At 63.9% G+C, this 22,576-nt stretch carries 22 protein-coding genes; 7 read left to right on the top strand and 15 right to left on the bottom strand.

The annotated features are described in order from the left end of the window. Both lgt and ACH2DW_RS06380 read right to left on the bottom strand, forming a co-directional pair. The coding region (gene lgt / locus ACH2DW_RS06385; protein WP_394928889.1) for a prolipoprotein diacylglyceryl transferase at positions 1-905 on the bottom strand (905 nt) is incomplete at its 3' end. A gap of 6 nt (positions 906-911) precedes the next feature. Next, positions 912-1,676: an alpha/beta hydrolase gene (locus tag ACH2DW_RS06380; protein ID WP_394928888.1), complete on the bottom strand. Its 765-nt coding sequence runs from the start codon at positions 1,674-1,676 to the stop codon at positions 912-914. Between the two features lie 2 nt (positions 1,677-1,678). Here ACH2DW_RS06380 and ACH2DW_RS06375 point away from each other — a divergent pair, with 2 nt between their 5' ends. After that, positions 1,679-3,541 (top strand): hypothetical protein, encoded by a 1,863-nt coding sequence (locus tag ACH2DW_RS06375; RefSeq protein ID WP_394928887.1) that lies wholly within the window; start codon positions 1,679-1,681, stop codon positions 3,539-3,541. 16 nt (positions 3,542-3,557) lie between these two features. Here the strand turns inward: ACH2DW_RS06375 and ACH2DW_RS06370 are convergent, their stop codons facing one another. After that, positions 3,558-3,884 carry a 4Fe-4S dicluster-binding protein gene (locus tag ACH2DW_RS06370; protein WP_394928886.1) on the bottom strand — a complete coding sequence of 109 codons (327 nt, stop codon included), beginning with the start codon at positions 3,882-3,884 and terminating at the stop codon, positions 3,558-3,560. Between the two features lie 47 nt (positions 3,885-3,931). Continuing rightward, positions 3,932-5,617, bottom strand: a complete 1,686-nt coding sequence (locus tag ACH2DW_RS06365; protein WP_394928885.1) for an HD domain-containing phosphohydrolase — start codon at positions 5,615-5,617, stop codon at positions 3,932-3,934. A gap of 202 nt (positions 5,618-5,819) precedes the next feature. Between ACH2DW_RS06365 and ACH2DW_RS06360 the strand changes: the two genes are divergently transcribed. After that, entirely contained in the window at positions 5,820-6,737 is a 918-nt protein-coding gene (locus ACH2DW_RS06360) for a M48 family metalloprotease (RefSeq protein ID WP_394928884.1), read from the top strand. Positions 6,738-6,741: 4 nt separating this feature from the next. Here the strand turns inward: ACH2DW_RS06360 and ybaK are convergent, their stop codons facing one another. Further along, a complete protein-coding gene (gene ybaK / locus ACH2DW_RS06355) occupies positions 6,742-7,221 on the bottom strand; it encodes a Cys-tRNA(Pro) deacylase (RefSeq protein WP_394928891.1) in 480 nt (159 codons plus the stop codon). 60 nt (positions 7,222-7,281) lie between these two features. Between ybaK and ACH2DW_RS06350 the strand changes: the two genes are divergently transcribed. After that, entirely contained in the window at positions 7,282-7,710 is a 429-nt protein-coding gene (locus ACH2DW_RS06350; RefSeq protein WP_394928883.1) for an acyl-CoA thioesterase, read from the top strand. A 57-nt stretch (positions 7,711-7,767) separates the two neighbouring features. On the opposite strand, the gene ACH2DW_RS06345 is transcribed toward ACH2DW_RS06350, so the two are convergent. Beyond that, positions 7,768-8,508, bottom strand: a complete 741-nt coding sequence (locus ACH2DW_RS06345) for an SDR family NAD(P)-dependent oxidoreductase (RefSeq protein ID WP_394928882.1) — start codon at positions 8,506-8,508, stop codon at positions 7,768-7,770. Between the two features lie 45 nt (positions 8,509-8,553). Between ACH2DW_RS06345 and ACH2DW_RS06340 the strand changes: the two genes are divergently transcribed. Further along, positions 8,554-9,204, top strand: a complete 651-nt coding sequence (locus ACH2DW_RS06340) for a VOC family protein (RefSeq protein ID WP_394928881.1) — start codon at positions 8,554-8,556, stop codon at positions 9,202-9,204. A gap of 109 nt (positions 9,205-9,313) precedes the next feature. Here ACH2DW_RS06340 and ACH2DW_RS06335 read toward each other — a convergent pair whose 3' ends face one another. From ACH2DW_RS06335 to ACH2DW_RS06315, 5 genes are all read right to left on the bottom strand, one after another. Next, entirely contained in the window at positions 9,314-9,886 is a 573-nt protein-coding gene (locus tag ACH2DW_RS06335; RefSeq protein WP_394928880.1) for a helix-turn-helix domain-containing protein, read from the bottom strand. 78 nt (positions 9,887-9,964) lie between these two features. After that, positions 9,965-11,659 (bottom strand): PEP-utilizing enzyme, encoded by a 1,695-nt coding sequence (locus ACH2DW_RS06330; protein WP_394928879.1) that lies wholly within the window; start codon positions 11,657-11,659, stop codon positions 9,965-9,967. Beyond that, positions 11,656-12,468, bottom strand: coding sequence for an SDR family NAD(P)-dependent oxidoreductase (locus tag ACH2DW_RS06325; RefSeq protein ID WP_394928878.1), 813 nt, complete (start codon positions 12,466-12,468; stop codon positions 11,656-11,658). Before ACH2DW_RS06325 ends, ACH2DW_RS06330 begins: the two co-directional genes overlap by 4 nt. 72 nt (positions 12,469-12,540) lie before the next feature. Continuing rightward, positions 12,541-13,812 carry a cytochrome P450 gene (locus ACH2DW_RS06320; protein WP_394928877.1) on the bottom strand — a complete coding sequence of 424 codons (1,272 nt, stop codon included), beginning with the start codon at positions 13,810-13,812 and terminating at the stop codon, positions 12,541-12,543. 218 nt (positions 13,813-14,030) lie between these two features. Next, positions 14,031-14,495 carry an Lrp/AsnC family transcriptional regulator gene (locus ACH2DW_RS06315; protein WP_394928876.1) on the bottom strand — a complete coding sequence of 155 codons (465 nt, stop codon included), beginning with the start codon at positions 14,493-14,495 and terminating at the stop codon, positions 14,031-14,033. 122 nt (positions 14,496-14,617) lie between these two features. Here ACH2DW_RS06315 and ACH2DW_RS06310 point away from each other — a divergent pair, with 122 nt between their 5' ends. From ACH2DW_RS06310 to ACH2DW_RS06300, 3 genes are all read left to right on the top strand, one after another. Then, entirely contained in the window at positions 14,618-15,250 is a 633-nt protein-coding gene (locus ACH2DW_RS06310; RefSeq protein ID WP_394928875.1) for a hypothetical protein, read from the top strand. A 108-nt stretch (positions 15,251-15,358) separates the two neighbouring features. Continuing rightward, on the top strand, positions 15,359-15,913 hold the full coding sequence (locus ACH2DW_RS06305) for a hypothetical protein (RefSeq protein WP_394928874.1): 555 nt from the start codon (positions 15,359-15,361) through the stop codon (positions 15,911-15,913). A gap of 136 nt (positions 15,914-16,049) precedes the next feature. Next, entirely contained in the window at positions 16,050-17,801 is a 1,752-nt protein-coding gene (locus tag ACH2DW_RS06300) for a PEP-utilizing enzyme (protein WP_394928873.1), read from the top strand. Positions 17,802-17,873: 72 nt separating this feature from the next. Here ACH2DW_RS06300 and ACH2DW_RS06295 read toward each other — a convergent pair whose 3' ends face one another. The 4 genes from ACH2DW_RS06295 to ACH2DW_RS06280 form a co-directional block, all read right to left on the bottom strand. Further along, entirely contained in the window at positions 17,874-19,130 is a 1,257-nt protein-coding gene (locus ACH2DW_RS06295; RefSeq protein WP_394928872.1) for an acyl-CoA dehydrogenase family protein, read from the bottom strand. A 109-nt stretch (positions 19,131-19,239) separates the two neighbouring features. Then, on the bottom strand, positions 19,240-21,093 hold the full coding sequence (locus ACH2DW_RS06290; RefSeq protein ID WP_394928871.1) for an amidohydrolase: 1,854 nt from the start codon (positions 21,091-21,093) through the stop codon (positions 19,240-19,242). Positions 21,094-21,126: 33 nt separating this feature from the next. Next, entirely contained in the window at positions 21,127-21,714 is a 588-nt protein-coding gene (locus ACH2DW_RS06285) for a carboxymuconolactone decarboxylase family protein (RefSeq protein WP_394928870.1), read from the bottom strand. After that, entirely contained in the window at positions 21,714-22,517 is an 804-nt protein-coding gene (locus ACH2DW_RS06280; RefSeq protein WP_394928869.1) for an esterase/lipase family protein, read from the bottom strand. Before ACH2DW_RS06280 ends, ACH2DW_RS06285 begins: the two co-directional genes overlap by 1 nt. Positions 22,518-22,576: the final 59 nt, after the last annotated feature.

The following is a 22,576-nucleotide window of genomic DNA, read 5'->3' as shown; positions in this document are numbered from 1 at the left end:
TCCAGCTCACCATCCAGCTCACCGTCGGCGGCGAGCACGTCCGTGACGAGTTCCTCACGGTCCTCGAGCGGATCAGCCGACTCAAGGACGGGATGACGACGCATGAACGCCAACACCACTCCGCCTCCGATCACCGCGGCGACGGCAACCCACTGGTTCCAACGGAGGCCGGCCAATTCATCGGCACGGTCGATGCGAAGTCCCTCGACCCAGAAGCGCCCGAGGCCGTAGCCGATGACGTACATCGGCATCAACTGGCCAAGCGGCGGACGATACTTGCGATCGATCCACAGCAGCACCGCGCAGAGGGCCAGGCTCCAGAGCATTTCGTAGAGAAAGGTGGGATGGAACGTCGTGCCGCTCGCGAACCCCTCGAGTAGGTGCGCGTCGTCAATTTCGAGTGCCCATGGGAGATCCGTCGGTCGGCCGTAGAGCTCCTGGTTGAAATAGTTGCCAAGCCGGCCGATCGCTTGGGCAAGCGGGATAGCCGGCGCTGCGCAGGTGGCCGCCATCGACATCGAAATGCCCTTGCGCCTGGCGACCAGTAGGCCCGTGGGGATGCCGAACGCCAGCCCACCGGGGATGCCGAGACCACCCTCCCAGAGCTTTGGGATCGCGGCGTAGTTGTCGATGAATCGATCCCAGTCGGTCGCAACGTGATAGAGCCGAGCGCCGATGACACCGGCGAGCACCGCCCAGATCGCGATCGAGCTCGCATCGTCGGTCGTGCCAGCGCCGCGTTCTTCGAGCCGCTTGCCGAACAGCCAGACCGCGGCGACGACGCCCAGTGCGATTGCCAGGCCGTAGATGTTCAGGCTGAGCGGACCGATATCTATCGAATTGAACGACGGCGACGGAATACTCGCCACAACGCTGTGCGAGCCGGCGAGTGCAGAGATCGGCATCAGCAGTCAGGCTCCCGTAACCCGGGCGACAAACGTCGCGGCGCCAGACGTGATGGTGTCGCGGTCATAGTCCTGGGTGGCGACGTGGAAGCTTCGGTCGAGCCAGACGTGATCAAGTTCGCCACCGACGGTCGCTGCGAGATGCTCGCTGCTCTCGGGCGGAACAACGTGGTCATTGTGCGACGTGTAGAGCAGCACCGGCATCTTGAGTTCGCCGTAGCGCTCAGCCATCGGAGCGAGGCCGTCGTTTTGCAGCGAGAGCAGCGCAACGAGCGGGGTGCCCTCGTAGGCGATCTCGGTGACGTCGGGGTCAGCGATGTCAGAGCCGATTCCTGGCATCACCGTGTTGCCGTCGTCGACCATCTCTTGGAGCATTGCCACGACATCGTCGGGTTGGGCCTTCGTCGCCGGGTTGACCAGCACGAGCCCGGCCACGTCGCCATGCTGCAGCCCCGTCCACAGGGTGAGCGATCCACCCATGCTGAGCCCCATGACCACGATCTTGTCGGTACGAGCGGCGAGGCGCTGATAGGCAGCTTCGACTTCCCCCGTCCAATCGGCCCAGTCGGTGGTGAGCATGTCGTCGACCGACGTGCCGTGCCCAGGCAGCCGCGGGAGCTCGACGTGATAACCGAGCTCGGCAAACGCGTTGGCCTGGATTCGCATCGAGGATGGGTTGCCGGTGAATCCGTGCAGCACGAGCACCCCTGCGCCCCTGGTGCCGGCGTGCGACATCGGTTCGCAGCCAGGAATGATCGTCACGTCGCTCATCGGTGCCTTTCTACTTGCTGATGCGGCCCGACCGGTCCCAACGCAACTCGTTCAGCGAATTGTTCGCAACGGTCGCGCGCTCTCGACAAGCTCTCACCGACGACGATGCTGGGTGGCTCGGCAGGCTCCGCGTTGCCGAAGGCGGCGCAGCCTGCCAGTCTGACTGCGCGATGACGGGGCCGAATCACGACGAGGTTGGGGACGACGACCTTGACCCGTGGGCGCCTGGCGGCGCGATGGCCCACGCGCCCCAGTCGCAGCGCCCGGACACGGAGTTCAAGTTCAGGTCGATCGACGCGGCGGCACCACCTGCATCAGGCCGTTCTCGAGCCGAGGCAAACGACCTCGCTCCGAGCGGCCTTGGTCCCACTCCGACCGACGCCGGTGGACACCGTGGACGCTGGCTCGCCGGAAGCGCGCTGGTGATGGCGTTGGCCGTCGGCGCGGTTCTGGTCACCGCAGATAACGACAACGGCGAGACGCAGGACACCTCAGGTACGTCCGAGCAAACGAGCCCCTCCACCGACGCAGCCGACAATCTGCCAGCGGTGACTGCACCGCGCTCCACCCCTCCGCCGCTCCTCGCGGACGTACCGGCTGCCGAGTCCCAAGTCGGGGGGCCGGCAGAACGACTCGTCCTCGCGGCGGCACCGCGCGAGTTCATCGTCGACCTCGCACCAGAACTCGCCACAATCAACCCCACCGAGGTCGTAGCGCTCGGTGTGTCCGGCCTGTACGAGATCTCGCTTCCCAGCGGCCGCGTGCGCGTCACCGACATCGGCTTCTCGACTGAACGAGCACAGGCTGTCGCCAACGATCAGGTTGCGATTGTCTGGCCCACGCCAGAGTCGCGGGCGCAGGCGATCGGTATCGACGGCACGGTGGCGGTCCCGGAGCCAGCGGTCGACGCTGTCAGCTGGTCCCCCGCCACGAATCAGATGTATCTGTGGACCGAGCAGGACAACGGCGCCGTTGCGACAGAGTTGAGCGTCCGCGATCTCGAGCTGCGGTGGCAAGCGGCCGGTTGGATTGACCCGACGGACGGAGCCTCGCCATTGATCGACCTCGACGGGGCGCTCTTGCGTCAAGACACCGGCGGCGTCTATCGCGTGAACTCGGCGTCGACCGATCTTCTGACAACGGGCGATGTTGTGTCGACGGGGGCCAACCATCTCCTGCTGCGCGAGTGCGACGCGACACGCTCGTGCGAACTCCTCACGGTGGATCGGAATGGCGAGCAACGCGCATGGCCCGTCGACCTTCCACCGGACGTCAGGCCACAACTGGTCGGGGGGCTCTCACCGGGCGGAGATGCCCTGCTGTTCAATCGCCAACGGATCGCTGCCGACGTGGCATCCGATCTCGGCGTACTGGAGCTCACGGACGGAACTTCCCGAAGCTTGCGGGCGCCACCGGGCCAGGAGTTGACCGCGGCGTGGGACACGAACGGCACAGGTGTTGTCATCGCCGACTCCGAACTCATTTACATCGACCGGTTCACCGGGACGGCGACCATTGTCGCAGCCGGCCTCCCGACACTGCGTTCAGTTTCGACGCGGCGACCGGCGGCAACGCCCGTGTGCGAAATACTGGCCATCTCGCAACCGCGGTTCGCGCTGATGGCCGCTGGTGGCGATACGAATACTGCGTCACCACCAGCGTCAGCCGTCCTCAACCGGCTTGTTGCAGTTCTCCCCGCCGGGCTGGTCGGCCCGGCAGCGCCGCTGATCAACTTTGTGACCGGGTTCGTGTCGCCTGAAGTGGCCGATAGCCAGACCGTTGCCAACTGGCCGGCCGACGTGCAAGCCGGCCTCGACGCGCTCAACAGCTACGCAGCTACAGAGTGTCCGCTCATCGTTCGATAGACGCCTCGTCGAGCAGTCAGACGTACGGATCAGCGTCGGTTCGCGGGAGCCCCCACCAATCATCAGGAGCTGTCTCCGACGTCCAGTCCGGGTCGGGATAAATGCAATCGACGGGGCATGCCGGGAGGCACTTGTCGCAGCCGCTGCACAGCTCAGGGATGATGACGACGTCGGCGCCGTGGTTGAAGATCGCCCCGAAATTGGGGGGACACGCCCGCAGGCAGGCATCACAGTTGATGCACTCAAGCATCTCGATTCGCACCGGGATGTTCTGCCACTTCGGATTGCGGGTGCGCTGGTCGATCCGTTCGTCACGGGTCAATGCCACGCTGTCCCCTGCCATGAATGAAGCGTAGAGCGTGCGCCTGCCCTGCGGAGAGTCCAGTCGGTTCAGGCGAGTTCTGCTTCGAGCGACGGCTCGCGGGCGACCATCACGGAGATGAAGGCATCGATCAGCTCCGGTTGGAACTGTGCACCGGTCCCCGATTTCACGAAGCGAATCGCTTCGGCCACATTCCATTCGCGCTTGTAGACGCGGCGCGTGGCCAGCGAGTCGTAGACATCGGCGACGGCAACGATGCGACCCGACAGCGGAATGGCCGTGCCGCTGAGGCCGTTCGGGTAACCCGAACCGTCCCACCACTCGTGGTGTGACCAGGCTGCCTCAGCAGCAAGCGAGAACAGGTCGGTCGAGACGCCGCTGAGCAATCGCCGCCCAAGCACGGTGTGCTGTTTGACCTCGTCGAACTCTGCCATGGTGAGCGGTCCAGGCTTCAGGAGCACCGAGTCAGCGATGGCGACCTTGCCAATGTCGTGCAGGCGCGCTGCGAGGCGCAGCCGCTCGCACCACTCTGGCGGTTGACCGATGGCGTGGGCAATCTCAGCAGCGAGGTCTCCGACCGCGTCGGTGTGCTTGGTGGTATTGCCACCGCGGAACTCTGCGAGAGAGGCCAGGCGCTCGAACGCTTCAAGGTGGTACGCATCAACATCGACATGTTCGGCGGCAAAGCTGCTGACCAGTTCAGAGGTCTGCAGCCGGGTGATTTCTGTGCGATGGCGGGCCGTCGTGTTGGTGTGAGCCACCTGCAGCGTGCGTAGACGCAGATCAGCCGAGTCGTTGAAGATCTCGCGGTGGAGCGCGAAGTGGCGCTCGCGGTGGTCCAGCGCTTCGCTGAACCGTTCGGACTGTTTGTACGCCAAGGCAAGCAGGTCGTGGATCTCGAGTTCGAGCTCGCGATGATCGGTTCGATCAGCGAGGTCGAGCGCAGAGGTGAGCGATGCGATTGCCTCATCGGTCTGGCCGCTGCGCAGCGCGACTCGACCTTCGGAGAGCATGATCCCGAGCTGGTCGGTCGGGGCCAATTGCTGGCCGTCGGCCATTCGGTATTCCCAATCGGCGCGGGCTTCGGCGAAGCAAAGTGCTGCGCTGGCATGGTCACCGAGTCCGACATACGCCTCGGCCAGGTCAGCGAGGAGACCACCGACGAGTTGCGGAGCATGCTCCCGTGACAGCTCGACAGCGCGACGACCCAGGTTGACCGCCGGGAGATGCTCGCCGCGACGGCCCCGGATTCGGGCAAGGTTGCCGAGCACCATTGCGTCGAGGTCGCGACGTCCGAGCGGCTCGTTGATCGCCAAAGCGTTCTCGTAGGTCTCGATCGCGCGGTCGTAATCGCCCATCGACTGGTAGACGACGGCGATCGTGTGGAGAATCTTGCCCTCGTCGATCTCGTGGCCGGTCCCGCGGTAGACCTGGAGTGCTGCGAGTGACTGTTCGAGCGACGAGGCAAAGTTGCTGGCTTGGTAGTGCACAACGCCGAGCAGGTGATGCGACCAGGCCAGAGTCAGCGTCGGCTCACCGTCGGCGCTGATCTCAACTGCTTCGGCAGCGAGTGCAAACGCGTCGTCGGTGTGGCCGCGTTGGTGAGCGATCGATGCAAGTGAGTAGAGCGCTTCGGCTTCGTCGTCGACGATTGCCGATGCTCGAGCGATGGTGCGTGCTGCGAGGGCAAGTTCGCGTGCCTGAACGGGGTCATCGACGCGGCACGACGCGGCATCGTCCAACAGTTGTCTCACTTTTGACCGTTCGGTGGTCGTCGACTCGTGCACTAGTTCCCATTCCCGATGTGGCTGATTGCTGATGGCTGATTGCTGATTGCTGATTGCTGATTGCTGATTGGATGGTGACGCTCTCGTTGGTGTATCGACGGCATCAGGGAGCTTCTTGAGCGATTCCACACACGCCGGCCGGCAGCCCGCAGCAATAGCATGCAGCGCAGTGGGAGGCCGACGGACGACGCGACGCCAGCAAGGCCGGGGCGCGCGCACTGTCGAGCGGGCAGCAGTGTGGGCCTTCGTTCCCGTCGCCGTCATGGCGCCGTTTACTCTGCTCGCGCTGGCCGTGTTCTGGCTGCCGTTGCAACTCGTCAGCGACGTGCCGTTCTGGTGGTTTGTCGTCGCGTTCTTGTGCCTCGGCCTGCTGCTGTTCGTCCGCCCGTTCCAAGCCGCCGTGCTCACTCCCCTGCTCGGCGCTCGCCATCCTGACCCGACCGAGACCGACAGGGTCACCAGGGCCTGGCGTGCCATCGCCCAAGCCAACAACCTTCCTGCCGACCGCTATGTGCTGAGGGTCTTGCCATCGGACGAACTGAACGCTTTTGCCTGCGGCGGCCACCTCATGGTGGTCACCTCATTCGCAGCTGCCCGGCTGAGCGAAGAACAGTTGCGCGGCGTGTTGGCCCATGAGCTCAGCCATCACCTCGGATTGCACACCGTCGCCATCACGATCGGCCACTGGATGTCGGTACCGGTCGTCATGCTGGCGCGCATCGGCTTCTTCTTCGAGAACGTGTCGCACGCAGCCGCGCAGAGCTTCGGTCGCCAATCACCGGTGATCGAAGTGGTCGGAGTCCTGACAGCTGCGGTGTTTCGAGGCGCAGGGTGGGTCTTCAGTTTGGCGCTACGCGCTGTCGACGCGATTGGCAACTACGTCGGCCACTCATCGGAGTTCGAAGCCGACAAGCGGGCGGTTGCGATGGGTTTCGGCCCTGATTTGGCCAGCGCATTGCGAGCCGTCCTGGCCGGCGGTTCCGGGCCACGGCCTATCGGCTGGCGAGGACGCCTCTCCGCCTCGCACCCGGCAGCACGTACCCGCGTCGCACGAATCGAAGCGTTGGCGCGCAACCCCGCACGCTGACCGGTCACGCTGTGATCGGAGCGATCGTGGCGTCGAGCACTCGCGCGAGGTCCGCAGGTGCGAGCCCGATATCGAGCCCTCTGCGGCCTCCGCTGACGTAGATCGTGTCGAACAGATCGGCCGATTCGTCGATCACCGTGCGGAGCTGACGCCGTTGGCCGAGGGGACTGATGCCACCGACGACATATCCGGATGACCGTTCGGCCAACGACGGATCGCACATCGACACCTTCTTGACCTTCGCAGCCGCGGCGACCAGCTTCATCGACAGTTGGCAACTCACCGGGAGAACGGCAACGATCAATTCGTCGGACTCACTGACGACAACGAGCGTCTTGAAGACCTCATCGGCCGACAAACCCAGTGCCTCGGCAGCCTCGCGGCCGAAGTCACGTAAGTCGCCGTCACCGGACAGGTGCCGGTCGTACTCGCTGACGTTGAACGAGATCCTCGCTGCTTCGAGCATCGTCAGCGCGGGCGTCATGATGACCATGTTGCCCGCTGACGTTGTGCCATGCACAACGTCAGCGGGCAGACTCATCAGGTGCGCCTCTCTGTCGAACCGTCAACGTCACCTGCCGACTACGACTTCACGCACCAGATTCGAGTGCGGTTCGTCGAGACCGATGCGATGGGCATCGTGCACCACAGCAACTACCTCGCCTACTTTGAGGAAACTCGGGTCGCGTTTCTCGCCCACGTCGGGCATCCGTTCACCGAGTGGCGTGAGGCCGGTCTCGAATCTCCGGTGCTCGAATCCTTCGTCACGTACCGGCAGCCGCTGCGTTTCGACGACGTGATCAGCGTCCATCTTGCGCTCGCCGACGTGACCCGAGCGACGTTTCAGATGGCGTATCTCATCACGGTGGGCGACACGGCTCACTCGACCGGGGTCACCGTGCACGGCTGCATCACGGCCGCAACCGGTCGCCCGACGCGCCTGCCGCCATGGCTCGTCGCGATGGGCAGCTGACCCGACCCAACTGCTGGTGACCGCGTTCGACGCGCGACCCGGCCCGAGCGGGCAGTGTCACATGCGCTGGGTGAGGCCACCGTCGACGACGAAGATTTCGCCCGACGTGTACTTGTTGCGCAGCAATGCGAGCACCGCTTCAGCACAGTCTTCCGGAGTGGCCGAGCGAGGGATCGGTGCGGTCGCGGCGACAGCAGCGTGCATTGCGTCCCAGTCCTCCGTCCACGGTGTGGCAACCAACCCTGGTGCAACCGCGTTGACCCGGATGGGCCCGTACGACTTCGCAAGCAGCAGCGTCATGTGATTGAGCGCGGCCTTGGTCATCGAGTACGCCATTGAGGATCCCATCGGACGGACACCGGCAATCGAGGTGATGTTCACGATGTTCGGGTCATCACTGTTGCGGAGGTGTGGGATTGCCCGCTTGGTGAGCCACCACGTACCGAACACATTGACGTCGAACGTCTTGCGGAAGATCTCGTCAGTGAGCTCGTCGAGTTCGTGATGCGGCACCTCGGTGGTCCACCCGGCGTTGTTGATCAGGAAGTCGAGCTTGCCGAAACGCTCGATGGTCGAATCGATCAACCCGTGGGCTTCGTCTTGATTGCTGATGTCGGCACGGATGTAGGCCGCCGTCCCCGGCAGTGAAGCGGCAACTGCCTCGCCGGCTTCGACCGACGAGGACGAGTTGACAACGACCGTTGCGCCGAGCGCCGAGAGGCGTCGAGCAGTCTCTTCACCGATGCCGCTGGACGACCCCGTGACGATTGCGACCTTGTCTGCAAATTCTTCGCTCATACGCGCCGACACTACGAGAGCGGTCCAACGATGCGATCATCGCGCATGGCCGTCATCGATCACCTTGTTTACGCCGTCTCCGACCTTGCCGCCAGCATCGACTGGTTCGAGGAAGCGACGGGTGTCCGACCTGCAATTGGCGGGTCCCATGATGGGCTGGGCACTTGCAACGCGCTCGTGTCGTTTGGCGAGTGCTACCTCGAGCTCATCGCACCCGACCCCGGACAACCAGATCCACCTGAGTCAGGACTCCCGCGTCCATTCGGGCTCGACGATGTGCTCGCAGCGGATGGTGAGGGTCCCACGCTGGTCGGCTTCGCCGTGCGGCCCGAGGACGGGGAGACGATCGATGGTCTCGCGGACCGCGCGGCCGACGCCGGTTATGACCCTGGCCCAGTCGCCGACATGAGTCGGCTGACGCCGGCCGGTGACCGGCTGTCGTGGCGGCTGACGTTCCCGGCCGAGCGCACGCTGCCGTTCATCATCGATTGGGGAGACACGCCCAAGCCACACACCACGCAGCCGGGCGGCGTGGAGTTGTCGTCGTTCGCAATCGTCCACCCCCGCCCGTTCGACATCCTCGGCGTCGTGGCAGCACTCGGACTCGACATCACTGTCACCGCGACCGAGTCCAACGACGAACGAGCTGGACTCCGCGCCACCATCACTGGCGCCGGCGGCGATCTCCACCTCTGACCCCACCGCCTTTCGCCCACCACTCATCCAAACTCATCCGAAATATGTGGGAAAAACGTCGCTTCACGACGCTGATGCCACATCTTTGAGGAGGGGCCGGGCGCGACGGTCAGATGTTGGTGTCGAACGCTTTCGCCAATTGTTTGGCGAGCGACTTCTCACCAGCAGTTGCCTGCCAGCGTTCGAGCACGGCGATCAATGCCCCAAGCAGTGCGCCAGCCTGAGCTGCATCTCGGCCGCCGACGGATTTGGCGGAGCGGTGGGCCGCAAGCGTCGCGGCAACGTCATCTCGCCGACCGATGAGTTCGTGCTCAAACGCAATGGTGAGATCTTCGTTGGCAAAGATCAGCTCGAGTTGGGCGACGAACTCGAGTCGTGCGACCGGGTCGGCGTCGTCGTAGGTGCTGGTGGCAGCCTCGACAAACGCTTGGTGGACCGACCGCTTCTTACCGACCTTGGCCTCGGCGAACGTCGCAACCAGGCTCCCGGCTCGATCACCCCAGAGGACCAAGGCCTCCTTGGTCCCGAAGTACCGGTACACCGTCGAGGGCGAGACCCCGGACATCGCAGCGATTTCTTCGACGGTGACGTTGGCGAAGCCCGACGCCTGCATCATGCGCATCGCAACCCGCTGCACATCACCCATTGCCGCTTGCCGATTTCGTTCCCGCAAGCCCGTCATGGAATCGACCGTAGTCCCCACCAATTCACGACAATGGGCAGTCGGACGGCGAGACGCATCACGACAGTCGCTGTGAGTTCAGGGCATCTCGAGCACGCGGACCGAACCGGTGTTGCCATCAACTTCGACCAAGGCGCCATCCGGGATTGCCGACGTGGCTCCGGCGACAGACACGACGCACGGAATCCCCAGTTCACGGCTGACGATGACCGCATGGCTCATCACAGCTCCGACATTGACGATGACCGCTTCGGCAGCGAGGAACAGTGGGGTCCACGACGGATCGGTGATTGGTGCAATCAGCACGTCGCCCGGGCCCAGACCACGCGGGTCGGCCGGGTCGAGAACCACGCGGGCTCGACCTTGCGCCAGGCCCGGGCATCCGGGAATGCCCTCGAGCACATCGCCAACAGCGACCACACCGGCGGGCGAGGCCGCAGATTCCCAGCTGTCGATTGGCGGGACGACTCCCTCGACAATGAACGGAGCCGTCAATGTCGAGAGGCGGCCGTGCAGCGCTGCTCGTTGTTCGATGAGATCGATGTGTGCTTCGGGGTCGACCAGATACGCCGTGAAGTCATCGACATTGAGCAGACAACTCTTCCAGCGTTCCTGAACCCCACCTCGCGCAGCGGCACGTTCGTGGAGCGCTCGTTGTGCCCGACGAACGGCGTGGATCGCTGCGATGACGGTGGTCTTGGAACGTTCGCGGGCCTGGGAGAAGATGATCGTGGCGGCCAGTGCCTTGTCGAACTGGAATCGGTCGATGCGGTGCAGCGCGCTGCGAACCTCGGCCACAGCTGCGTCGCGGGCTTCGATCAGCGCCCGTTGGTGCTCCATCGGTGACCGGTCGTCGGCGACTGGACGCATCGCATCGATCGCGGCCTTGGCCATCTCGGGACGGAAGTCCCAGGGGTCCGATCCGAGGTCCCATTCGTTCGGACCACGAGACCCAAACCGGCTGATAAACGAGGCAAAGCCACGTTCCCAGGTCGGATCGTCACGCTCGAGTCGCGACAGCTCCCACATTGCTTCGGCGGGCGCGGCCGACTCGACATCGCCGATGCCGCCGAGGATCGACACCAACAACTCGTCTTTGCCGGCCTTGTTGACCAAGTCGATCAGTGCACCCGAGACGAGGGCGTCGGAGAACGTGTTCTCGATATGACGAGCGAACAGGGATTGGAAGAAGGGCGGAAATGACCTGCAGTAGTCGAGCAACTGCTGATCGCTCGCCGGGGTGCCATCCGCTGTAGCCGACGGATACTTCGATGCAAACCGTTCAGCCTTCACCTTGTCGGCACGCAGTGCCGGAAGGTCCTTTGTGTTCAGCAATCGGAGCACGGTCGCTGCGAGCTTCAGACTGGCTCGACGGTTCTTGTCGCCGTCGCGCTCGACATAGGCAGGCGCATCAGAGCCGCCGAAGAACGTCTGGTCGATGGTCGCAACGTCGCCCCCTGGGGCGCGGACACCGAGCATCCGGACGTAGCTCGCATTGATGTAGCAGTAGCCGCCGAACACACTGAGAATCGTCATCGGCTCGTCGTCGTCGAAGTCCCCGACCGCAACCAGGCCCATGCGGACAAACGCCTCGCGCCATCCATCTTCGGCCGCTTGCCCAATGAGATCCCAGGTGAACGGCAGGACCACTTCCGGGAAGACCTCACCAACGTTTCCGCGGGTGTACAGCGGCCACTTGGCACTCGGTGGATTGTCGGTTGCCCAGATCTTGGTCGCGGCGTCGATCGTTTGGTCGTTGACAGCGTCGTTCACTGCTGCTCCCAATCGTGCGGGAACTTGACCCCGATCAGGGCGCCCTCGACGATTCGCCGTGGCGCATTGTTCAAGACGTGATATCCGCCGTATCGACGCGGCAGCCGGACAAATCGACGGTCGCGCTCGACCGCGTCGATGGTCGCGTCCACCAACTTGTCGACCGACAGTTTGGGCAAGAAGCCCAGCCGTCTGAAACGTTTCAACCCGGCGGCGGCGAACGGTTTGTCATCGTTGTCCAGGCGCTCCCACATCTCGGTGAGGACCGGACCGGGGCTGACCACCGTGAGGCCGATGGGGGTCGCCTTCAATTCAAGTCTGAGCGTTTCGGTGAAGTTGGTCAGCCCTGCCTTCGATCCTGAATAGGCGGCGAGACCCGGAAAGGGAATGGCGCCCGCCACCGACGACATCTGCACGATGTGACCGGTGCCGCGTTCGAGCATGTGAGGGAGCACATCGCGCGTCAACATCAGTGGCGCTTCGAAGTTCAACCGTGCGAGTGTGCGCACATCGGCTCGGTCCGTGGTGGCGAAGCTGGTGCTCGTCTCGACACCGGCGTTGTTGACCAAGATGTCGATGTGGCCGAGCATCTCCAAGCAGCGTGGGATGAACGCGTCCACATCGTCAGAGGCGCTCAGGTCCGCGACGATGTGGTCACCGACGATGCGGTCGGCCACCTCGCGCAACTTGGCCTCGGAGCGTGCTGCCACGAGGACTCGGGCGCCGCGTTCGGCGAACTCGTGAGCGAGGCCGGCACCGATGCCAGCCGACCCGCCGGTGATGACGACATGTTTGCCATCAAGGTCCATGTGATTGTTCCGATCTCGGCGCCGCGCGCAGGGCACAGCGCCGTTGGTGGGGAAAAGAGTTGCGCCAGTTGCTCAGCTGGCGTCGAGTACAACCGGGATGTTGCGCGGGCCGCGAATCTGGCCGTTGGTCCACGTCGTCTCGCTGGTCTCATCGATCGAGTAGGTCGGAAAGGCGCTGATCCACTCGTGAAACGCGATGCGCATTTCGAGTCGTGCGAGGTTCGATCCAAGACAACGATGGATTCCGAGGCCGAACGCAACGTGGCGGTTTTCGGCTCGGTCGATCTGGAACTCTTCGGGCCGGTCGAAGGCAGCCGGATCATGATTGGCCGCCGGGAAGGTCACCAGCACCTGTTCACCCTTGCGAATCGGACAGCCTGAGACTTCGGTGTCGCCAATGACTTTGCGACCCATCGTGACCGGGGCGTAGTAGCGCAACACTTCTTCGGAGAACGTGAGCCACAACATGTCATCGGGGTCATCGACCACTGCGACGAGGCGCGCGAGGTCGTCGGGGTGGGTGGCGAGATGCCACAGCCCGGAGCCGATTGCACTCCACGTGGTGTCAATGCCAGCGAGGAGCAACAGCAGGAGGTAGCCGACTTTGAGTTCGTCATCGACAGCCACGCCATCGATCTCGGCGTTCGTGATCAGCGATGCCAGGTCGTCTTCAGGCTCGGCAGCCCGTTGATCGAGCAGCTCGAAGAAATACGCCCGCATCTCGGCGGTGACTTGCTCGCGCACCCTGTTGTCGCGCGGAGCGATCTGGAAGTTGCGATAGATCCAGTCGCGGAACAGGTCAGCGTCGCTGTCGGGCACGCCGATCATCTGTGCGATTCCGTGCACCGGGATGTGCTGGGAGTACTGCGCTGCGGCATCTGCCGTCGCGATGCCTGACGATTGAATCGCCCCGATCAGGCCCCGTGTGTACTCACGAAGTTCAGTCTCCATCTGCTGAATACGTTTCGGACTGAACGATGGCAGCAGGAGTCGGCGATGCCCGTGGTGGTCGGGCGGATCCGAGGTGATCGGCGGCGCCGGGCGCCGAATTGCGTCGGGCTGTGCCACCGAAACGAACTCTGACGAGAAGTTGACCGTGTCATTGGCAATCGCTGAGACCGCCTCCATTGTCACCGGCATGAAGGCGCGGCCGTAGCGTTCGGTCATCGCGACGGGACACTGCTCGCGCACGCCGTTCCAGATGTCGATGGCATTGGCCCCCCACGCGTCGTCGAGCCAGTCCCAGTCGTTCACCCAGTCGGTCACCGGCTCGGCCTGCACGGTGTCAGCAGCGTTGATACTGCCGCCTTGGTTCGTCGCTGCGCGTTCGCTGTCGTCGGCCATCATGATCCCCCGATCGTTGTTGGCTCCCCAGCAGCACCGTAGCGGGCCTCGATCGGCCGAACGAAGCGGAAGCGCACGACGCCCATTTGTCCGGATGTTCGAAAAGGTGCGACTTTCGACACACGGCCGGTAACGTTTCGCCGTCGACCAGATCTTATTGGTTGACCCGCTCGCGGCGGATCAGGTCTCCGGGGGGTGACCTGATCCGCGCAGCACTCTTACGCTCCGATCAGCACGTCGGCGATCGAGCGGTCAAGCACCGTCGAGAGCGCCAGTTGTGTTTGGCTGCGTAACACCGTCGGAATCGCAGCGATGAGTTGGAGGACCTCGTGCAGATGGTCGTTCGATCGGGCAACGACACGGCAGTGCAGATCCCCGGTTCCGGTCACCGTGTGAATCGCCAAGATCTGTGCGATGGACGCGAGCGACGCCGCTGTCTTGTCGTGGGAACCCTGTGCGATCTCGAGCGTGCAAAACGCCAAGACGTCGAGGCCGACGCCCGACGGAGCAATATCGGGGCCATAGCCGGAAATGGTGCCGGTGTTCTCGAGTCGATCGAGTCGGGCGTAGACCGTGCCGCGAGCGACGCCGAGCGAGCGGGCCAGGTCCGCCATCGAGGTTCGGGGATGCCGCCGGAGTTCGGCGATGATGTGCACATCAAGCTGATCCAGGGGCTGCGACATGTGTTCAACCGTAGCGTTCCCCATCCCCGCAGAGTGAACATTTTGTTGCTTAAACAGGCACTTACGTCTTCATCTGTTTGATTCAGTTGACGGTTGTTGAGCAGTTTGGCTCAATAGGGGTCATGTTGAAGAACGTCGATCACATCACCTACGCATGCACCGCCGGCTCGATCGAGCGCTGGGCATGGTTCCATATCGAAGTCGAGGGCGGCACGCTGATCAATCGGATCGATGACGTTCGGCCCGACGACGTTGACTCGAGCATGAAGATTTGGTGCATCGACTTCGGCGGGTTCGGCGTTGCCCTGATCGAGGGGATCGATCGCGCCAAGCCGTCGCAGGTGACGACGTTCGTCGAACGCCACGGCGACCACTCAGTGCAACACGTTGCGTTCGACACTGACGACCTCGCGTCGTTCCAGGCCCACCTCAAGTCAATGGGCGGTACACCCCGTGGCGAGACGCTGGTTCGCCACGACGGGTTTGGTGTCTTGAAGCAGATGTTTGCCCGGGGGTATGCAGCAGGCGACGCGGCCGAGGCATGCTTCCCGGAATACGTGCAGCGACCGCGCCTCGACTCCAGCGAGTCCGACGTCGCGATCACCTTTGCCGAGGAGACCGGCAAGGGGTTCTACGACCAGATCGAGGATGCCGTCGCGGCGGGCGACGATGCGCCATTTTTTGACTTCGACCGGATGCCCGGCGATTGGCAGGTGCCGGAGCCGCAGCCACTGGAACTCCTGAGCGCTCACTGACTGGCCCGACTGGCCTCACGGGGAGGCCGGCGAGCCGACAGAGTGAGAAGTTGGTGAATCTGGCAGCACTGTTGTGGATCGTCGAGTCGGCCGTGCCACAGTGACCGGATGCGTCGAATCTCTGCACTGCTGACCGTTTCCCTTCTTGCGTTGACCGCGTGCGGAGGGGGCAGCGACGACGCCGCTGACACGACGCCCGCGACCGAAGCACCCGCCGACACCGAGGCCCCTGCCGAGACTGAGCCCCCCGCTGACACCACGGCGCCAGTAGAAACCGAACCGGCCCCTGACACGACGATGGCTCCGCCGGACGCGCCGGACGGTGTCGTCTCGGTTGGCCTTGCCGAGTGGGCCATTGAGACCGATCTCGAGATCGCTGCCGGCACCGTCACCTTCGACGTGTCCAACAAGGGCGACTTCCCGCACCACTTCGCGATCGCACGCGGCACCAGCTACGAAGAGCTCCCTCAGATCGGCGGCGGCGCCATCGACGAAGACGCCCTCGGCGATGACTTCATCGGTCGAACGGAGAACCTGCAGAGCGGGGAGACCGAGATCATCGAGTTCGATCTCGATCCCGGCAACTACGTCTTCTTCTGCAACATCGCTGCCACGGTCAGCCACGCCGCGCAAGGCCAAGTACTGGCCGTGACGGTTGGCTGACCGCCACGCTCGTCGCTGCTGAAGCGCCGACGACGTCGAATGCCCGGCTCCGCCAAATCATCGGTGGACGCGATTCGGCTACCTTTTGCTGCACGGCAGCGCAGTGGGGATTGCGCGCAACAGACAAGGGGCGAACATGGTCGATAAGTGGCTGGTTGAGACCGATCTCAGCGAAGAATTCGATTTTTACACGAGAGCGAACATCGGCGAAGTCTTTCCCGACCCGGTTGCGCCCTTCTCGTTCTCGTACTTCCAGAACGAGAACGGTCTGGGAGGTTCCGAGATGGGTTTCCGAAACGCCTACTACCGCATCGGCGTGATGACCCCCGACGAACTCCCCGACGACCAATGCGTTTTCCTTGGCGTGACCGGCGGGTACGGCTACCTCAATGCGACCGCCCTGCGGATGCTCGGGCACCGCGCACCGGGGATGACGGCGGAGGACATCGACGCTTCGTTCTTCGGTGATGCCCCCGGTGTTCCCGAGTTCGTTGTCAAGGAGGGCTTCGACCGCCCTGACCTCACCGAAAGGATCGGCGAGACGTTCGGCTGGGTCCTGACCACGCCAAGCCTGCCGGACGTACTCGGCCACGAGCGCGAGATGAACGAACTGCGGGCAAACCGGCCCGACCTCGCATCGATGAGCGATCAGGAGTTGCTCGACTACACACTCTCTCTCGCCGACGAGCACTTCGAGAAGCTCTTCACCGAGCACATCTTCATCTCATTCCTTGCAACGTTGCCGATTGGCATCATCACGGCTGTCTGCACTGCAGTCGGCAAGCCCGAGGCCACGTTGAAGCTGCTCGCGGGGCTCGGTGACGTCGAATCTGCCGCACCGTCGATGCAGATGTGGAGTCTCGGCCGCCTCGTCGTGGAGTCGAACGAACTGATGGCGATGTTCGACGCTGGTTACACCGGCCTCAACGCCCGTCTGCGGGCGAGCGACAGCGAGGCTGCGCTCGGGTTCGTCGCTGCGTTCGATTCGTTCTTGTTCTCGTACGGCTGCCGCGGTCCGAACGAATGGGAGGCGCGCTCTCCCACCTGGGAGACCGAGCCGGATCTTGCACTCGCGGCCATCGATCGGATGCGCTTGTCGGACGCATCTGCTGCGCCGCAACTCCACAACGACGACCGGCGCGCCGAACGCGAGTCACTCGGCGCCGAGATCGCCGCGATGGTCGAGGGCGATCCGGAAACCCACGGACAGTTCGTTGCAGCGCTCAACTCCGCAACCGTGTTCATGCCCGGTCGAGAGCGGACCAAAACGAACAACATCAAGCTCGTTCACGAACTGCGTGTCGCCTTGCATGAGATCGGCCATCGTCGCGTGCAGGCGGGAACGTTCCACAAGCACGACGACTTCGGCTTGTTGACCCGGCCCGAGCTCAAGAACGAGGTGGCGAACCCGGGCACCTACACCGACCAACTCGCCGATCGCGAGGCGTTGCTGGACGAGGTTGCAGCGCTCCAGGAACCCTTCCTGTTCCACGGCGGCCGTCCCGACATGGCCACGTACCCACGTCGCGACGCTGTTGAAATTGTTCCGGTCGTCGGGGGCGAAATCATCCAGGGCGTCCCCGGCTGTCCCGGTCAGTACGAGGGCATCGCCCGCGTCGTCACCGACTCACACGATCCAACCGCACTTGATCCGGGCGACATCCTCGTTGCCCCGATCACGGATCCGTCGTGGACTCCTCTGTTCGTGCCAGCCGGCGGAGTGGTCGTCGACGTGGGCGCACCGTTGAGTCACGCCATCATCGTGAGCCGCGAACTGGGCATCCCGTGCGTGGTGTCGGCAACCGACGCCACCAAACGCATCCCCGATGGTGCGACCATCCGAGTCGACGGCGACACCGGCGCCGTCACCATCCTCGCGCTGCCCTAAGGGCTGCCCCTCAACCAACGCGTCGGGCCGTTGCGGCCTCGCCAGGTAATCAGAACGAGTGGAGAGCCCGGACTATCCCTTGGCGCGGCCGGTGATGCCGAACAACTTGCCAGCGACTTTGCGGATCTGGATCTCGTCGGACCCTTCGGTGATCCGGTAGCGACGGTGGTGCCGGTAGATGTGTTCGAAGGGCATGGCCCGGTTGTACCCCATGCCGCCACAGGTCTGCATGGCTTGGTCTGCCGCATCGCAGGCGAATCGGTTGGCGCGGTAATTACACATGGCTACCTTGTCGGTGATCTCCATATGGTCGACGCCGCTGTCGAGTTGCCACGCCGTCTTCCAGATCAGCGCGCGGAGCATTTCGGCTTCGGTCGCGAGTTCAGCGAGCGGAAACTGGATGGCCTGGTTGGTCGACAGCGTTTTGCCGAACACGGTGCGTTGGTTGGCGTAGGCGACCGCTGTGTCGATGCAGTGCAGTCCAGCGCCGAGCGACGAGGCCGCTTGGCGAATCCGGTTTTCGTGCACGAACAGTTGAGCAGTCATCAGCCCGAGGCCCTCGTCGCCGAGGATCGTGTCGTTGTGGACCCGCACTTCGTTGAGCTTCACGTGCGCATGGTCGGTCGGCATGTTGAACGTCCACATGAACTCTTCAATCTTGAAACCGGGTGAATCGGTCGGCACGATGAAGCAGGTGATGCCGCGACCGTCGCCGGGGTTGCCGGAGGTCCGGGCGAAGATGTAGTCGTGCGTTGCGTGGTGCAGCCCGGTGTTCCAATACTTCTCACCGCTAATCACCCACTCGTCGCCGTCGCGGGTCGCCGTGGTCTCCATCCACGTAGCGTCCGAACCATGCAGTGGTTCGGTCAACCCGAATCCGATGCGGGCCGTGCCCCCGAGCATCTTGGGGATCCACTCCGCCTGCTGCGCAGGTGATCCGTACTTCTCCATCATCAAGACGGTGACGAGGTTGCCGACGATCGAGCTCTCGTTCTGGAGGTCATTGTGCAGCCCAAGGCCCTTGCGCGCGAGGTGCTCACGAACGATCGCCATTTCGAGACTGCCAGCATCCTTGCCGCCGAATCGTTCGGGCAGCTGGTGTCGGTAGTAGCCAGCCTGGTCTGCCGCGACTCGCATCCGTCGCAGGAGGCCTTCCCACTCGGCGTTGGGGAGACCGTCGCGATCCCAGTCGGTACGACTGTCCTCGCGTCGATGATCGAAGAACCGGATGTTGTCGTCTTCGCCCTCCATCGGCTTGATCACATCGATGATGAACTGGTCAAGCTCTCCGAGGAACTGCTGCGTCGAAGCCGGAATGTCAAAGTCCATCGCCCGAACGTATCGGTCGACTCTCACCCAGCTTCCACTGAGCCCGCACCCGCCCGGGTCGCGATGACGTTGACCCCCGCCAGCGCGGGTCAACGTCATCGCGACCGGGTTAGGCGATGGAGCGCAGCACGGCGCGGGCGACGTCGCAGATGCAACCGGCACCACCGTGATCGTCGTGCGCGCCGGAGCCGGCGATGAGCTGCAGCGCACCGGGACCACGCGATGCAGCCGCAGCAGCTCGCTCGCGGACGTCGTCGGGGACGGCGAACCACTCGCCACGGAACACGGTGCCGATCACCTCGATCTCGTCGAGTCGGATCGGTGCAGCATCAAGCGGGTTTTCGTCGACGACGGTGAAGTTGGCGATCTTGCCGACTTTGATCGAGCCCAGGTCATCCTCCTTGCGCCACGAGTGCGCGGCATCGATCGTGACGGCTCGCAACGCCTGCTCAATGGACAGCCGTTGCTCGGGTGCAGCGACGCGACCGGACTGCGTGACGCGGTTGACCGCACACGACATCATGCCGATCGGATCGCTGCGACCCATCGGCAGGTCGGAGTGAAAGGACAGCGGCACACCGCGCTCCAACACCGACCGATTGCGCGTCATCAGGTCGGCACGCTGAGGGCCGAGGCCGACCTCGCCGAACTTGTCAGCGAATCCGACGGGGTAGTACGGGTTCGAACTGACGATGCACCCGAGCGCAGCGATGCGATCGACCTGTTCTTCAGTTGAGTTGGCGAAGTGCACGATGACCGTCCGGTGGTCGTCGCGCGGCGTTTCGGCCAGCCGCCGTTCGACCATGTCGAGCACCATGTCGAGGCCAAGGTCGCCATTGACGTGGACGTGGATCTGGAATCCGGCGTCCCAGTACAGCTTCGAGCGTTCCTCGAACATGTCTGGCGGCATGATCCACTCGCCGTGGTGATCGGGATTCGCATTGCCGTCGCGATCGAGGTAGGGATCACGCATCTGCATCAGCTGGCTGATGATCGCACCGTCAGCAAACAGCTTGACCTGCTTCGGGAAGAATGCGAGCCGGTCAGTGTGGTCCGGGCCGTCGGGGGCCATGGCGTACTCGCGCTCAGCTCGAGCGAGCGTGGTGTCGTGAGCCATCTGCTGCTCGGCGGGGCCACGACCGTCGGTGAGGAAGTAGCTGAAGAACGGAGTGTCGTCAGCTCCGAGAATCTCTTGGTACAGCTCCCACGCTCCGGGCACAAGAATTGCGCCGGGCTCGTTGAATGCCGTCACCCCGTTCTGGTGGAGGTAGCGGACCATCTGATGCAGGCCGTGGATCAGCCGTTCGGGGCTGAACAGCATCGGGGTGAGTTGGCGGAACAACAGGTTGAAGAAGCCGCGCTCCCAGAAGTGGCCTGACTCGACGTCCGCGGTCGCGAGGACCTCGGGGTCGATACCGTCGCCCCAGCCGTCGTCCAGAATGCCGAGCGACTGGAGGCCAGCGGTGTTGAGGTAGAACTCGTGGCACGAGCGTTGCCACACACCGATGGGACGAGTGGCGCTCACCGAGTCGAGGACCTGCCGACTGAGGTCGCCGTGCCAGAGCTGGTGATAGCCCCACGAGAACAGCCAGTCGTCGTCGCCTGCGCCGTCGGCTCGGGTGCGCTGGTCGGCGCTGCGTAACGCGTCCACGTACTCCTCGTGGGTGTTCGCCGCCGGGTAGGTGCGATCGGGCAGCACCCAGTCTTCGGTCGCGATCACCTCCGTGGCCAACGTCGTCGCCCCGAGGATCGGATGGAGGTGCTGGTCGATCAGCCCCGGCAGTACCACTCGATCGGCGAATGTGTCGTCGATGACATGGGGGTGATCGCCGACTGCGGCCTCAACGTCGACACGACTCCCCACCGCGACGATGCGGCCATCTTCGACGGCCACTGCCTCGGCGCTCGGTTGCGTCGAGTCCATCGTGACGATGGTGCGAGCGGTGAAGACGGTAACGGTCACCAGTCAAGCCTCGCGGATCGAAGGATCAGATCGTCAGGCGTGGTTGCCAGGTGTCCAGCCACGATCGGCGAGCACGGAGTTGCCGAAGTTTGTCGGGCTTTCCTCAAGCGTGGTCGCGATGGTGTCGTTCCACCGGTTGAGGTACCCGAAAAACGAAGCAACTGCCACGATCGCGGCGAGCTGATCGTCGGTGTAGTGCTCGCGAGCAGCGGCAAACATCTCGTCGGTTGCCCCGTTCGGCACACTGCCGCTGCCCTGGGCAATCCGCAGGGCAGCCCGCTCGGCCTCAGTGAACAGGCTGCTGGTTTCGTACTCCCAGATCACCGCAAGCTTCTCGCCGTCGACGCCATTGCGTTCTGCGGTGTGACCCGTATGCGCCTGGCAGTACTGACAACCGGCAGCTGTGCTCGCAACGTGGGCGACCATCTGACCGAGTTCGCGGGAGATGAGGCCATTGCCGAGCACTGCCGCGCCGAGCCCTTGGAACGCTGGGAGCAGGCCGGGCACGCGGGCCATCGTGAACATTGAATTGGGGACGAACCCCATCATCTGCTCGACCATCGCGAAACCGGCCTCATGTGCGGCCAACTCGTCGCGCGGAAGCGGCTCGATGCGCGCCATCAGGCAGCGCTTCCCGGTAGCCGCGTCGGGTCAAGATTGTCTGCCGGCGGGTAGGCGCCACGCAGCAGCAGCGGAGCCCTGAAGGACCGCCACGACCCTGCGGGCTGGGCAAGTCGGTCAGCGACCGCGTAGATCACCGAGGTGTTGAACCCGAGCCCGATGTGGCTCCCGACGACCCGGATGTTCTCGGTGGTCGCGGTCTTGCGAACCAACGACGATTGCCAGTTCACGACGCCGTCGGTCCGCGAGTAGACCGACGTGGCGGGGACTTCAAGGTGGGGGCGGAACGCTGCTCGAACATCGCGCGTGAAGGTCGGCGAGTGCAGCGGACGAAGCCGTTTCCAAATCTGCTCAGCACCCGACGAGTCGTTCTCAACCATTTGGATCGGCGAGCCCAAGGTGATCACTTGGCGAACGGCATGCGGCGCGGCGCGGGCCAACTCGCGCGCATAGATACCACCGAGGCTCCAGCCAATGAGTGTGATCGGAGCGCCCGCTTGGCGGTGTACTCGCTCGAGGAGGTCGCCAAGGCCACCGAGGATCTCGTGGGTCGGGCCCAGGTTCTGGCCGAGGCGCCATCCGTGGGCGTGATATCCGAGGTCACGCAAGAGATGGCGCAGAGGTCGCGTCGACCCGTCGCCGGCGGTAAATCCCGGAAAGACGATCACGTGATGACCGTCGCCCTTGGGCAGCCGGCGCAGCAGCGGTAGTGCCGCCGTCATCAGGGCGCGTTCGTTGAACGCTCGGACTTCCAGTACGGACATCCATGATGGTGGCGCCGCGATTGCAGTCTTTTCGCTCATCTGTCCCCCCAGATTGCGGTCCGTTGGACCATGGCGTGTGACCGTAGTAGCTGTCACGC

The sequence above is a fragment of the uncultured Ilumatobacter sp. genome, from assembly GCF_963980585.1.
GTDB lineage: Bacteria > Actinomycetota > Acidimicrobiia > Acidimicrobiales > Ilumatobacteraceae > Ilumatobacter_A.
This window is presented reverse-complemented; position numbering and strand designations above follow the sequence as displayed.

Coding starts and splice junctions, on each gene's coding strand:
- ACH2DW_RS06340 (WP_394928881.1), top strand. CDS start 8,554: ATGGCCGTCATCGATCACCTTGTTTACGCCGTCTCCGACCTTGCCGCC.
- ACH2DW_RS06370 (WP_394928886.1), bottom strand. CDS start 3,884: ATGGCAGGGGACAGCGTGGCATTGACCCGTGACGAACGGATCGACCAG.
- ybaK (WP_394928891.1), bottom strand. CDS start 7,221: ATGACGCCCGCGCTGACGATGCTCGAAGCAGCGAGGATCTCGTTCAAC.
- ACH2DW_RS06345 (WP_394928882.1), bottom strand. CDS start 8,508: ATGAGCGAAGAATTTGCAGACAAGGTCGCAATCGTCACGGGGTCGTCC.
- ACH2DW_RS06310 (WP_394928875.1), top strand. CDS start 14,618: ATGTTGAAGAACGTCGATCACATCACCTACGCATGCACCGCCGGCTCG.
- ACH2DW_RS06315 (WP_394928876.1), bottom strand. CDS start 14,495: ATGTCGCAGCCCCTGGATCAGCTTGATGTGCACATCATCGCCGAACTC.
- ACH2DW_RS06305 (WP_394928874.1), top strand. CDS start 15,359: ATGCGTCGAATCTCTGCACTGCTGACCGTTTCCCTTCTTGCGTTGACC.
- ACH2DW_RS06295 (WP_394928872.1), bottom strand. CDS start 19,130: ATGGACTTTGACATTCCGGCTTCGACGCAGCAGTTCCTCGGAGAGCTT.
- ACH2DW_RS06320 (WP_394928877.1), bottom strand. CDS start 13,812: ATGGCCGACGACAGCGAACGCGCAGCGACGAACCAAGGCGGCAGTATC.
- ACH2DW_RS06280 (WP_394928869.1), bottom strand. CDS start 22,517: ATGAGCGAAAAGACTGCAATCGCGGCGCCACCATCATGGATGTCCGTA.
- ACH2DW_RS06285 (WP_394928870.1), bottom strand. CDS start 21,714: ATGGCGCGCATCGAGCCGCTTCCGCGCGACGAGTTGGCCGCACATGAG.
- ACH2DW_RS06335 (WP_394928880.1), bottom strand. CDS start 9,886: ATGACGGGCTTGCGGGAACGAAATCGGCAAGCGGCAATGGGTGATGTG.
- ACH2DW_RS06325 (WP_394928878.1), bottom strand. CDS start 12,468: ATGGACCTTGATGGCAAACATGTCGTCATCACCGGCGGGTCGGCTGGC.
- ACH2DW_RS06380 (WP_394928888.1), bottom strand. CDS start 1,676: ATGAGCGACGTGACGATCATTCCTGGCTGCGAACCGATGTCGCACGCC.
- ACH2DW_RS06300 (WP_394928873.1), top strand. CDS start 16,050: ATGGTCGATAAGTGGCTGGTTGAGACCGATCTCAGCGAAGAATTCGAT.